The 13,356-nt window shown below is 40.3% G+C and carries 11 protein-coding genes and 1 pseudogene; 2 read left to right on the top strand and 10 right to left on the bottom strand.

Features of this window, described 5'->3' with window-relative positions; genetic code table 11:
* Positions 1–3 precede the first annotated feature (3 nt).
* Positions 4–774: a nucleotidyltransferase domain-containing protein gene (locus tag PGLA_RS07050; RefSeq protein WP_068530782.1), complete on the bottom strand. Its 771-nt coding sequence runs from the start codon at positions 772–774 to the stop codon at positions 4–6.
* A gap of 173 nt (positions 775–947) precedes the next feature.
* Between PGLA_RS07050 and PGLA_RS07045 the strand changes: the two genes are divergently transcribed.
* Positions 948–1,373: a VOC family protein gene (locus PGLA_RS07045; protein WP_068530780.1), complete on the top strand. Its 426-nt coding sequence runs from the start codon at positions 948–950 to the stop codon at positions 1,371–1,373.
* A 335-nt stretch (positions 1,374–1,708) separates the two neighbouring features.
* On the opposite strand, the gene PGLA_RS07035 is transcribed toward PGLA_RS07045, so the two are convergent.
* The 5 genes from PGLA_RS07035 to PGLA_RS07015 form a co-directional block, all read right to left on the bottom strand.
* Complete coding sequence (locus PGLA_RS07035) at positions 1,709–2,539, bottom strand: siderophore biosynthesis protein (protein ID WP_068530774.1); 831 nt, start codon at positions 2,537–2,539, stop codon at positions 1,709–1,711.
* 71 nt (positions 2,540–2,610) lie between these two features.
* Positions 2,611–3,330 (bottom strand): SDR family NAD(P)-dependent oxidoreductase, encoded by a 720-nt coding sequence (locus PGLA_RS07030; RefSeq protein WP_068530771.1) that lies wholly within the window; start codon positions 3,328–3,330, stop codon positions 2,611–2,613.
* Between the two features lie 467 nt (positions 3,331–3,797).
* A complete protein-coding gene (locus tag PGLA_RS07025) occupies positions 3,798–4,775 on the bottom strand; it encodes an alpha/beta hydrolase (protein WP_068530768.1) in 978 nt (325 codons plus the stop codon).
* Positions 4,768–5,400, bottom strand: coding sequence for a TetR/AcrR family transcriptional regulator (locus tag PGLA_RS07020; protein WP_068531345.1), 633 nt, complete (start codon positions 5,398–5,400; stop codon positions 4,768–4,770). Before PGLA_RS07020 ends, PGLA_RS07025 begins: the two co-directional genes overlap by 8 nt.
* Positions 5,401–5,801: 401 nt before the next feature.
* Entirely contained in the window at positions 5,802–7,748 is a 1,947-nt protein-coding gene (locus tag PGLA_RS07015) for an AraC family transcriptional regulator (RefSeq protein WP_068530766.1), read from the bottom strand.
* Between the two features lie 385 nt (positions 7,749–8,133).
* Here PGLA_RS07015 and PGLA_RS28815 point away from each other — a divergent pair.
* Positions 8,134–8,274: pseudogene (locus PGLA_RS28815) on the top strand (IS256 family transposase); the annotation flags it as partial.
* A gap of 324 nt (positions 8,275–8,598) precedes the next feature.
* Here the strand turns inward: PGLA_RS28815 and PGLA_RS07010 are convergent.
* The 4 genes from PGLA_RS07010 to PGLA_RS06995 all read right to left on the bottom strand — a co-directional run bounded on the left by PGLA_RS07010 (position 8,599) and on the right by PGLA_RS06995 (position 12,884).
* Positions 8,599–8,958: a DUF6463 family protein gene (locus PGLA_RS07010; RefSeq protein ID WP_068530762.1), complete on the bottom strand. Its 360-nt coding sequence runs from the start codon at positions 8,956–8,958 to the stop codon at positions 8,599–8,601.
* A gap of 6 nt (positions 8,959–8,964) precedes the next feature.
* Positions 8,965–9,414: a hypothetical protein gene (locus PGLA_RS07005; RefSeq protein WP_068530759.1), complete on the bottom strand. Its 450-nt coding sequence runs from the start codon at positions 9,412–9,414 to the stop codon at positions 8,965–8,967.
* Positions 9,415–9,504: 90 nt separating this feature from the next.
* A complete protein-coding gene (locus PGLA_RS07000; protein ID WP_068530756.1) occupies positions 9,505–10,044 on the bottom strand; it encodes a TetR/AcrR family transcriptional regulator in 540 nt (179 codons plus the stop codon).
* 830 nt (positions 10,045–10,874) lie between these two features.
* Positions 10,875–12,884 carry an AraC family transcriptional regulator gene (locus tag PGLA_RS06995; RefSeq protein ID WP_211269506.1) on the bottom strand — a complete coding sequence of 670 codons (2,010 nt, stop codon included), beginning with the start codon at positions 12,882–12,884 and terminating at the stop codon, positions 10,875–10,877.
* Between the last annotated feature and the right edge of the window lie 472 nt (positions 12,885–13,356).

Here is a 13,356-nt window from a genome sequence, read left to right as displayed (position 1 = left end):
TCGTTAATTCCACACCATTTTCAAATACTTTCGATATAGTTGATCTAATAGATCTGTTGGATCTTTCAATTCATTCTTGTGGGAATGAGCAAATGCAGTCAAATGTTCAATTTCTTTATCAATATAATCATTAATCACATCCACACGATTTTGTAAGTTCAGTTCTTCTCCAGCTATTTTCCTTCTTAACAAATCCTCAATTTCTCGTTTCAATTGTACATCCGTAACTAGGTCAGATACTAATTCATCGAAAAGAATCGGTGGGTTCGTGTTGTATTTCTCAATCCATTTGCAAGCTAGGATGGGTCTAAGAACGTAGAAATATTTCTTTATCTTGACTTGATCCCCTTGTAAATATGTTCTGAAATTGCCCTTCGCCATACTGAGATAATGATGCAATGAAGCTCTTGGAGAGAACACCTGTTGTCTGAGTATTAGCATTTCTTCTTTAAATCCGTAAGCCTCATAATAAAGAATATCGGATACCAACCACTCCAGTAGCGGAGGATTAGACTTTCTGAATAATTTCAAAGCTTTTCGAATATCCCAACCGTTAATATCGAGTATGTCGTTAATAGGGACTTCAATAACATCTCTTTTATCATCAATGGATAAATACCACTCAGGATGCCGGATATATACGAATCGAACATCATAGTCACTATCTTGCGAAGGGAATCCCCACGCACGGCTACCCGACTCCACTGCGAAGAGGATCTTCACGTTGTGTTGTTGTTCTATTGCTTTAAGTTGTTCTAAAATAATTTCATGCATTAGTTCTCCCCCATATTCCAATTAAAAGCTTTCATCATTATTCTTACTTTATAATACAATTACTTATAAAACATCGGCAACGATATTTGCTTCTTCGCTGTTGAATGATACAATATAGAATATACAGATCAGTAAATGATTTACAATCAAATTTTAACTAAGGAGTGAAGGAAATGGCAATTGATGTATACATAAATTTTAACGGGAACTGTCGTGAAGCGGTAACTTTTTACGCACAGGTATTTGGAACAGAACAACCTCATATCATGTCCTTTGGAGACACCCCACCAGATCCAGCACACCCACTTCCAGAGGAAGCGAAAGATTTAGTTATGCATACACGACTAAATCTTAGTGGCAGCAACGTGATGTTTTCCGATGTTTTCCCCGGAATGCCTTTTGTTGTAGGTAATAACATAAGCCTTGCAGTCGTTACTAAGAATATCGATGAAGTTAAATCTTTATTTGAACAGCTGAAAGAAGGCGGTAAGGTTGGCATGGAACTTCAAGAAACTTTCTGGAGTAAACTCTACGGTAGTGTAGTAGATAAATTTGGAATTGAGTGGCAGTTCAACTATGACAGTGGAGAACCATGTTAATTCATTTAATCTAAAACCTCGTAATCAGTACTGACTAAGTTAGACTCAAATAAAGGATATGGAACATTCCCTAAGAGGAATGCTTCCATATCCTTTATTTAATCCGTTCATGAAATGCATCTAAACCCCATATGCCCCGTGGAACTGTCGGTGGAATTAAAGGTACGAGCAGATATTCCACCTTTACAGAGTTCCAAAAACGAATCAGCTACTTTTACACTGCCTTCGTAGTCTAAATATCCTAAATGAGCTACAAGGATTGGATATTCGTTGTTTTTCATATCTTCTCTCAAATAAAATCTCCTATGTATATCTGTTTTTCACTAAATCTCGAATCAAGTATATTCAAAACACATTACAGCTTTTCCTAAATCCTTGTCATAAAATAAATACGCACAATCTGCTCCATACGCTTGAAAATAATAACCAGTCAATGAGCCAACATATGTAAACACTTCGCCATTCATATTTTTGGGAATATTGCTGAGATTGGTCTGTTCGAACTTGAGCATGTCTTCTAAGGACTCATCATCTTCCTTCATAAACTCCTGAGTCTTGTCAGACATGAAAGCTACATCATCTAAAATACCATTTACTTCAGGAAACTCAAGTCCCCAACCACTAGACTGTTTTTCTTCAAAATCACGTAATAATGCTTCTGTTGATTCTAAATCATCACCAAAACTGGAATACGGGTAGATCATGTTATTTTGATGAAAGAATTCCTTTCGGATTTGATAATCCTTTTCATTCAATAAATAGGCTTTCTCCAAGTCATTCAACTCCGCTAAATCCCTTAGCATTCTCAAATGTTTTTTGTCTCCGTCAGCTTTCAAATTCTCATGCGTCTTTTCCAACTGCTGTTTTTGATTGAGGATAAAGTAATTCCAGTCTGCCTCAAATTTGTATTTTCCATCAATAACATTAAAACCTACCATATCTTCTTTAGTAAAAGATGTATGAAATTGCTGAGTATTCTCTCCTACGCATCCTTCATGTATTTCTTTTACAGATACAATATGTAACCACTCATCCTGATCAGGATAGATACATTGTAGATTGATTGAACAAATAGGTAAAAAATGCTTTCGGTGATTATCGAGATCATCATAAAATACTTCTTCGTAAGAAGGGAAAGGTCTAATTAAATCCGTAGATATATTCATTTCGTGTAGAACCTCCAATTCAACCTTATTTCAGTACTCTATTTCAATGCACTGTTTTTTCACCGATAGGCTTATGCATTTAAATCCATTATAGCAGGAACGTGAATTTCTTTGACACAAGCTGCTGGGGATAAGCTGACTACGCACTTCACAAGAGAGACAATATCTTGGACGGGGATTCGTGTGCCTTTATATTCAGAGATCGCTCTTTCAGCTCCTTCTTCATAAGGTATTTCAGCAGCAAGCTCTCCCGGATTGATACAGGTGACCGCAATACCTTCTTTTCGAACATGCTCTCGCAAAGCACTTGCTATTCCTCGTAATCCGAATTTAGAAGCGACAAAAGAGACTTGGGAATTATTCGTATGAGCTAATCCAGCCGTTGAGCCGATCAGAATCATTTTACCCGCTTCCGATTTTCGTAAATTGGGCAATAGGGCTTGAATACAGGTGATGGTCGAAGTGATATTCACATGAATGATGTTAGCAATTTCAGCAGGTTCATCCTTGTCAAAATCATAGTGATCTTCGAAGCCTTCTTTTTCCCAAATACCGACGTTATAGATAAGCACATCCAACGTCTCTTCTTGTAGTGCATCTACGATGATGTTTGCGGCAGTCTGCTGTGACAGGTCTGCTTGAATCCAGTTCCTCTGAATTCCATCCTGTAAATCCAAACTATTCGGTCTACTTCTAGATACTAACCAAACCTGATCTCCCAGATCAGGTAATCCTTTGACAAACGCATCTCCTAGACCTTGACTAGCTCCAAATATTATATATTTTCTCATTTCAGTCTCCTTATGTAGGTTGATAAGATCGAATCGAATATAGGATAAAATAGTTGTTGTACACTCATAATACAATATTTCAGACATTGCTTACCAATTATTATTAATGCTTGCTCCTGCGATCGGGCCATTAATTAATTGGAGGTGTAATTGGGGAGCGATTAGGTTATGGGGCACAATGTTGATGGCTAAATCCCCATTAAAAGAGGCTTCTTTAAAAAATCTCGTATCGTGGCGATATGAGTCCCGTCCATAATTCCATCTTCCTGGCACTAAGTTCACGCGGTCCTCGAACAGGGGCTACGTAATGCCTTTCTATCAGCACATATTAGCCACGAGAACTTCTAATTATTGGTTCATACGAACATCGCATCAATGACATTTAAATGTTGGTCACCATTTTGTCAAGTGACAACAGAAAAGCCGGTTTTCCCCTACTATAAGGAACACCGGCTTTCATGTCGTTTCTACTCTTTTCCTATATACTTATCCATAAAGCGATCTACTCTTTGGAAATATTCAGTGGGGTAATGATTGATGGCATCGATGTGCTCCGTATTATGCGGGTACCATGCTTCCGCATATGGGTCATCTTTTAATGACTCAAAAATTGCTTCTGTATTTTTATAACTAATTTGCTGATCTCCAGTTCCATGAATCAGCATAACTGGCTTGTCTTTCATCTTCTTTGCTGCATCCATAGGAGATACGGAATCAAGATCAACCTTTAAGACCCATTTACCCACCCATATCGATGTATAACTAAATGGAAAAGAAGGTAAACCTGAGAAGAAGGGCAAACCCTCTCTCAGAAATAGACCTGCATTACGAAAAGGACTATCTGCAACTACAGCTTTGATGTCATCACTTTCACTTGCGGCTAGCAAAGTAGTAGCAGCACCCATTGAAAAGCCAATAACTCCAATGTTATCACCAGCATGGTCTCTGGATTTTAAATAGCTTACAGCTCCAAGCAAATCATATTTTTCATTGAAGCCAAGTGTAATCATATTACCATCGGATTTACCTTGCGAACTGAGGTCAAATGCCAATACATTATAGCCTTTCGGAACGAAATGCTCTACTAACTTGTTGGTCCGCCCTTTGACTAAACGATTGCTTGTATATCCATGGACGACAATAATCGTCTTATCACTTGCCTTATTGGAAAGACCATTTGCATGAAAGAAAGAACCTCTAATCGTATTATCATTTTTCAAGCTCTTGAACTCAACCTCTTCGTAGGGAGTTTTATCGATATTCAAGTCGTAGCTGACATTCGTGTCTCTAGGATGGTGCATCAAGGTATCCATTACTTTATAGGATATAAAAAATACTAAACCCACCACAAGCAATAGCACGATCCCTAGGATCAATATAATGTTCCTCCGTTTTTTCGAACGAACGTTTAATGTCAAATTTGGTTGTAATGATGTTTCACTCATTCAGATTCCCTCGCATTTTTTTAGGTTGTGTAGGTGCGAACAAATATAAGGCGTGCTCCTTCAAATTTCCCCACTCGGGGTGATGAATAATACTTTCTCCAAGAGTTAAGCCTATCCCATTTAAGAAAGAGATATAGGCACGAGAGATCATAGCTGGTGAAAAATTCTTGTTGAATTCTCCCATTAACTGTCCCTTGGCATAGACGCATTCGATAGTATCTGTCATTACTTTTGTACTTTCAAGGACCTTCTGTGTAAGTTCAGGAAATCTTATCCGTTGTCCTAAGACATATTGAACAAGCCGCAATTCATTTGTATAGCAATAGATATGATTGAATTGTTCTTCTACCATGTTCTTAATTAATACGCCCGGTGTCCCCTCTTGTTTTAGACAAGCAAGCGACTTCTCCTGAATATCAGCAAGCGGCTCAAGGACAGCGGCGTTGAATAAAGCTTCTTTGCTAGGGAAATATTGAAAAATGGTTCCAGCAGTCACTCCCACTCTCTGCGCAATGAGAGCCGTTGTGGTATTAGAATATCCATTTTCTGCGAACAGGACAACGGCTTCTTTTAGGATACAACTACGCCGCTCCTGTCTTTTTTCTTCATTGATTGGTCTTGCCAAATTCATTCCCACTCTCTGTAGATTTAATTATTATTAATTAAATGATCAATCATTTAATTAATAATATAACCCTAATTACTAATTATAGCAAGAGTGAAGTTTCATCTTACTCATGAGTAGGATGAAATTTCACAAATAAAAACAAGCCAGAGCGCTGCCCCACATGCGCTCCGACTTGTTTAAGTATTTCAGCAGATTTCCCAAAGGTATAAATGTATAAAGTGCGCAGCAGTTTCAGCTTCATACTATAATCTGGAAATAATTTATAATTGATTCACGCGAACATCTCATCAATGACAGGTACGTGTGGGTCAATAACGCCAGCTGGAAGATATATAGGCCCGCTTATAAATGGATTCATGATGAAAGATTAATTACCGCTGAATAATACAGGTCCTTGGTCAATTTTTCTGTGGAGCATTCGTCAACCACTCAGTCAATTCTTCTGTCTGCATCAACACCGACAACGGATCAATGAAATAGGAGCGAGTGTTGGACCAGGCATATAGTCTGTCATTTTTGACTGCTTCCAGTTGTCCCCAGATTGGATCCTTTCGAAGTTCCTCCGGTGATCTCTCGGTAGTCAGGATAATATAGTCTCCGGCATATTGATCCAATAATTCTATTGAAATATCCTTATATTTCTCTTTCGACAAAGCTTCATCATAGGATGGAGGTGATATCCGTCCTAGATTCCCATAAATAACTTGTCCGCCACGGCCAAACTCACTGCCATATATACTTAATGTCTTGTCTGTTTCTTGCATAATACTAAAGGTTGCATCTGAGGGTATCACTGCTTGGACCTTCGCATTGGCAGCAGCGATTCGCGCAGTATAATCGGATATCCATGTGGTGGCCTCCTCCTCCCGCCCCAGCAGGTCTCCAAAGAACTTCACTTCCTCTTCAATGGATGAAAAGTTCCCATAGGGAATGGCAATCGTTGGTGCAATTTTACTGTACTTTTTATATTCTTCCTCATCCGAGGTCATTACGACAATCAGATCGGGATTAAGATCAATCAGCTTTTCAAAGGAAACATCACTGCCGGAAGAACCGACAATCTCAATATTGTCCGTTAAACCACTGAAATACGGGTTGTCCATGATGCGCGTCGTAGAGCCGATTGCATTAGCCTTCACTGCCAGAAGACTGCTCAAATATTGAATCGCCACGATGCGTTCGGGATTTTTCAAAACTTCCACCTCTCCGAATATGGTATTCACGATCTTGGTGGCTGCCACAGGCGTTGTTTTCTGAGTTGATTCAGAAGAATTTGAGCCGGGAGCAGATGTTTCCGATGGAGACTGTAGACTAGAGTTCCCCCCTCCGCAAGCTGTAACCAATAAGGCCATACAGAGTAGAAGTGTTGCCATCATATTTTTTCTAGATGTTCTGTTCATGTGATACTCTCCTCTTTTGTTATGTTGATAATAATTATCATTATCAACATAACATTGAGAAGTGGACTCTGACATGGACAATCCCCACCTTTTATATGGATTAAACCGAACATCCTCTTCACCAGACAGCTCTTTTTTGAAATGGCTGGGAGAGAGACCAACGTTCTTTTTGAATATACGGTTAAAATAAAACACATCCTCATAGCCTACACTCTGGGAAATCTCACCAATCGAAGCATCCGTGTATTGCAGCATATGACACGCTTTGCCAATACGAAGTCCAATAAGATAATCGATCGGGCTACGCGTCGTCAATTCCTTGAATCTACGGGCCAGATACTGGGGATTGTAGCCGAACCTCTGTCCTAGAAGCTCCAGCGTCAACGGTTCGTCTAGGTGCTTATGCATATACTGGACTACTTGCTTAACAACTTCTGTAGGAAGGAGATCAACTCCTAACTGCTGTTTTTGCTGAAGCATTTCCAGAATAAATTGATAGAACAGTGTTTTCACCACAAATTTATCCTTCTCCGTCGATTCGCCCCATGCCTCTTCCATTCGCAGCATTATCTGATAGAGCCCTACAGGCTGTGCGGGAGCAAATGCAAATATTTGCTGAGACGGGGGAATTTCACCCTTGTTCAGAAAATATCTTCGGCGGAGCGAAAATTCGCCACGATAAAGCACCAAATAATATTCCAGATATTCCGTTGCTTCAATATCCAGCCTCATACCCTTGCAGCCATGTAAACAATAAAAATGTTCAGCTGGATGAACAAGCCCATCCATCCTTATCTTCGCTTTGCCCCTGTACAGGAATAGAAAAGTACTTGCAGGCAAATGGTAGCCGTTGCTTGATTCTCCCGCAGCAAGTGTATACCGACGGATGTCGGCCAGCTCAATATGTAATTGATTCCAGAGTTTGTACTCTTCTTGCTGCTTCATCGTATGATGAATGCTCCTTCCTATAATCCTTTATTTATGCACCTTTCTCAAGAAGCTTCAAGCCCCACTCCCCTGACGTTCTTCTTCAACAACTCAACCCTATCCATCATTAATGGCAATACTCTTGGGACTAAGTTAACATATGTTTTGATTCATCTGTTGCTTGACTCATGATAAACACACAAAGAAAAAAATGAGCGCCTTGATTGTCTCTCCATTATAAACACCAGTTGTTTAGTCAACAAGTGATTCTCTATTACCCACAGTTTTAAGCTTCTTTCACACAAGCAATAGAATGAGTATATTGTCGCTCAAACAGTCATTTAAGATTTTCCAATACCTTTGACATAGGACATCTTCCACTACTCACATGCCGCCTCTGGGTGACTGCGTTTTGCTCAAAATGCTCTACTTGGTAACCATGAACGTGACTCGAAAATGGACATTCCGTGTCCAAAACTAGGGGCAAATGCTGCTTCAACTCTCTGTATTTTTCCTCGATCGAGTTGGTCAGCATTTACGATAATTTCTCTCCCCGAGGGGGAGATGGTTTTTAAAAGAGTTTACACAAAATATTTGACAGACCCACGCGAACATCCCATCAATGAGAGGTACGTGTGTATCATTAAAACATTAGCTATACCCCTTAGATAAGAAGATGGGCTTATTTTCTCTTCTCGTTTGGTCAAACGCTTCTTCGCTCCACGCATGCATACCAGATGACTGGATTATAAAGCATGTTGGAGTAAATACGTTGATTTCTTGGCGATTAATCTATTGGGTTTGTGACTAGGTGGGAAATACACAACGATAGAAAAACCCAGCCTATGGCCAGGTCCTTCCTAACTGCTTACTTATTTCGTTTTACTAGGATTATGATGGCTTGCGGGAAAAACAGCCATATCCCTGATACAGGCATTAACGTGCAACCAACGATCGCGAAGAGGAGTAAGTACCACCCTAAAATATCCGGAAGCGCATGATCACTTTTTTTCAAATATTTATGGAAAACATACCCCGTAATCATCCAAAAGAAGCCCATTGATAGGAACCAAAATATGGCGTTCCTATCAGGTTCATTATTCACCGAATTGACCCAACCGTCTTGCGCCATAAGGCTCAATACTTCCCAACCCATGAGCAAACCTACAACATTATGGATAATCCCTGTCACGATCATGTACATGCCGCTATATTTCCAAATCCTCATCGCAGATCACCTCCGATTTTCGTTTATTCGACGAATCGTTTTTGTTTTATTGAATAGGTACCATCCACCCAAGCCATACATGGCGCCAATTGCAATCGCAATACTTGAGTAGAGGGTCTCAGAAGCATTCACAGACCCAAGAACGGCATGCCCGATCCATTCTCCAAACCCTCTTATGAAATAGATGATGACAATACCATAAATCACGTTTTTTTTAAAAGGAAGCTTGATAAATCCATCCTCCGCAAACACCGCGTAGATACCAAATAGGGCAAATGCGATAGCCACTAGCACGGTTAAAAGATAAGGCAGCGAATAATGAAGCACTGATAATTGGGTCATGGGTTCGGCAACACCTGTTACTCGGAAAAATTCCTTGGCCCAGAATAATCCCACGATATGCAGCAGGGAAATGACCAGATTGCAATAACCGCCAAGCTTTAATAAACCTCTCATTGCATCTTCCTCCTTAAATTAATTGATGCAAAACATACGAATCCGTATGTTTTGATTAAAGAAAAGCCTTTTAATCAAATTTAAAAGGCGCTAGGACATCTGTGTGATGAGATTAATAAACGCATCCGCCAACTGAGTTGATTTCAATGCCGGATCTCTGCTGCTTCGGTCGATCCAACCGAGAAAAGTAAAATAACTAATCTCTGCTCTCATAGCCGATTCAGCAGGATGGAACCCCATTTCGGTGAATAGCCTTTCAATGTATCGCACTCGATCATGCTCAATCGCCTTCACTCGCTTCGCAATCTGTTCATCTTGATTGGCCCATGCGAGTATGGCCGATTGCAACTTGGTCGTATGCGAGAAGCTTTGGTACACCAAAGCCTGAAATTGTTCTTTGGCAGACATGCCGCTGTTCGACATCAGGCCAATAACTTCTCGGGTTAAGTGCTCTTCCCAGTACAAAAGCATCGCTTCAAGTAAATCAGCGCGATCCCTGAAATAGTGGTAAAAGCTCCCTTTGCTTATTTTTAATTTTCGAGCGATGGCTTCGATTTTTACGGATGCAATTCCAGATTGCGATAACGTCTCAAGTCCCGATTTAATCCAATCATCACTCGTTAGCTGCACGTTTCTCACTCACCTCCCAAAAAAAACATACGATATCGTATGTTTCAATCATACATCATTCTTCATACAAATATCAATAGAAGCTTTCAACAAACCCTAGAGTAAATATCCAACGTCAGCTAGAGCAAGCACATTTTCCGTAAGAGGCTATAGTCGACAACGAAACCGCCCGAAGAACACCATGCAAGTGCAATCTAAACATAGTTGCCGACTGGCTCGTTCATTAGTAAGGAGCGGACAGTTTCAACAATGGAAGTGACCGGCTAGTTCTGAACCACTTTTCATCACAAGAAGTTAATATTATAAACATAATTACAATGTTCCGTGATAATCCAATAAAAGTTAAAAACTCCCGTGCTACAGAAGCAACGGGAGTCTTATACTTTCATCAATTTATTCGGCGCAAGTAATTTCTTGAACTACATAAAATATCGGCAGTAATGAACACGTTAAACTGGAACTTTCATGATAACGAAGTGAGGACCCGCTTCGTAAACCAAATTATTATCTATTTTATTGTCGAAATCGATCCTTTTTCTAACACCTTAATCGCACGACCATAGGACTCTAACCGCGTAAAATGATTACCTAAGACGAAACATATCTACTTCTATCCAATGAACAAGCATCTGAGTGCAACGATAATTGGTACATCCTTAGCATGAAGGAGCGAAGCCATATGATGTGCACCCACAGCAAGAATGGCCACTAATGAACTCCCCCATCAACGCTGAATATCCCATGAAGTGAATCGCTAATTTTTGAATTTGTAAATCAGCATTCCAAGCACTAAAAATCCAACCTATTACAAAGATCGCACACAGAATTGATCATTTAGTAGTCGCAGCCAGTTTCGTGATCTTGTCGGCAATATCTTCCGCCTGTAAAAGGGATGAGAATGAATCCGCCGCAAAATATTTCTCCATTTCAATCTCAATCACATGATGATTTTTGACAGCATTTAAGGATGTCCAGGTCACTGGCAGCTTGGGTGGCTCTTTACCATCAACTTTAAGCACAATGACGTAATCGCCTACATAGTCGTTTACAGTCTCCCAAGACACTTCAACACGGTCCGCTTTTTTATCAATGATTTCACTTTTCACTTTTGGGGTAGGGTTCAGACCCAAAATATCGTATGCAGCTCTGCCTCCTCGTTCGCCTGAATTGCCAATCACCATCAAAAATTTGTCTACAGTAACATAATCCACAATTGAGATAGTTGCATCTTTTGGAATTATATTTTTGATTTTATTGCGGGCAGCTTCCGTACGTATTTCAAAATCTTCAATCCACTTTTTAGCTTCTTCTTGTCGACCTAGGATATCGCCCATGGCCGTAATTTCGTCCTGAATTGTTGAATACTGGCTTGTGTCAAACACGACGGTCGGTGCGATTTTGGAGTAATTATCATAAGCATCCTTATTCCAAGTAATAATCAAATCCGGAGACAAATCCAATACCTTCTCCATGGAAATACTCCCATCTAAACCAATATCTTGAATCGTTTCTGGTAAATAAGGCTTTAGAAATTCAGCAAAGTTCATTTGTGTACTAGACGCCCCAACTGGCGTTACCCCCACAGCTAAGACTGGCCCTAGGTCCCAGTCAACAACAACACGTTTGGGATGTGCCGGAACACTAACTTCTCCCTTGACCGTTGATAATTTTCGCATGCTCGTATCTTCTTTGGTCTGATTGGAAGACGTATTTTGAGTAGACTCCGCACTTTGCTCTGAAGTTCCACCTGGTGAGCCCTGGTTATTATTTCGACTGGAGTTCCCATTCGTGCAAGCTGCAAGTATCAGCGTAAAACATAACATCAGAGTTAACGCTATCTTCGATCTTGTTCCTTTTAACATCTGCCTGTCTCCCTTTGTTTTTAATTGATAATGATTATCATCAATAATATAACAAGAAGAAGCATTTTTGCCCATAGAGGATACGAACCCTTCCCATGGACTATCTGAACCGCCCGAGCTCTCCTTCACTTGCTTTTTGTATTGGCCTGGCGTCATCCCGACCTGCTTCTTGAACAGACGTGTAAAATAAAAAACGTCACTATAACCTACGCTTGAAGCAATCTCCTGTGCAGTGGCATCTGTCCGGATCATTAATTCCTTCGCTTTAGCCATCCGCGTCTGAATCACATATTCGATAGGGCTTCTCCCCGTATGGCGTTTGAATTGCCTCGATAAATATTGAATGCTGTAATTCCATAGCTCCGCCAATGACTCTAGAGAAATAGACTCATTGAAATGTTCGTGAATGTACTGAATGATCTCTTCTACCATATCCGTTTCCTTTGAAGCAACTCCCTGAAGCTTAAGCTGCTGGACAAGTGTATATACGAACTGATAAAACCAGATTTTCACATGAAAACGTTCCAGAATCTCCCTACGGTTCCATTCCTCATACATTGAATCCACGTGACGATATAAAATGACCGGAGCAAGAGGCCGGCAGGCATACGGAAGCTGAAAAGGGTTGTTCATGTGATATTTCTTCTGTATTTCCTTACTAGCTTTGGCGGACATACTACCTCTATATAAAATGTAATAGTACGTGACCTCATCTTGTCCAACCTCGATACTTATACTGCTTCCTTTTCCTGCATGCAGTAGATAAAACCGTTCAAATTTATGTATTTCACCATCTAGCCAAATGGTGCCTTGTCCTTGCACTACATATATAAAACCACTGGCTGGGAGAGAATATTGCTGCTTCCCCCGGCTACTTATCACAAGTTGGCGAATATCCACCAACTGAATCGATGCATTGTCCCACATTTGGATATACTCTTCCCAGTTCACTATTTCTTCTCCCCCGTTTGACAACATGCTGAACCTATTATTCAGCAATAAATCCCTTTGCAGTTCACTATGATGATATTCGATAACGATAATCATTGTCAATTAGAAGAGGGTATATTCATAACATCTAATGATCTTAGAAAAAGCAAGTGATGTCCTTCGGTAGTTGTCAAGACAGTTGTCGCGATTCCATAGAATTTATGTAGTCATTCGGAATGCTCTTCATCGGTATCCATCCATAACCCCGTCTTTTTCGGGATTGAGCCATACCTGTTTATCTAGTCTCCAGTTGCGTGTTTTTTTCAGACCAACGACTAGGGTTCTTCGCCTTTGCTGCCTCCTAGACTTGCTTTCTCTTCTCAAATATCTCCTCAGAAAGTCCCAGATGTCCTTGATTCAGGGTCAAGAAGTTCAACCCTCTGTGACGATGCTCCTAGTTATACCCATCGGACAAAGCGTAAGGCTCACTCCCGGCCTCACCTCTAGATCCAAATCCTTT

The organism is Paenibacillus glacialis (assembly GCF_001637205.1).
Lineage (GTDB): Bacteria > Bacillota > Bacilli > Paenibacillales > Paenibacillaceae > Paenibacillus_AQ > Paenibacillus_AQ glacialis.
This window is presented reverse-complemented; position numbering and strand designations above follow the sequence as displayed.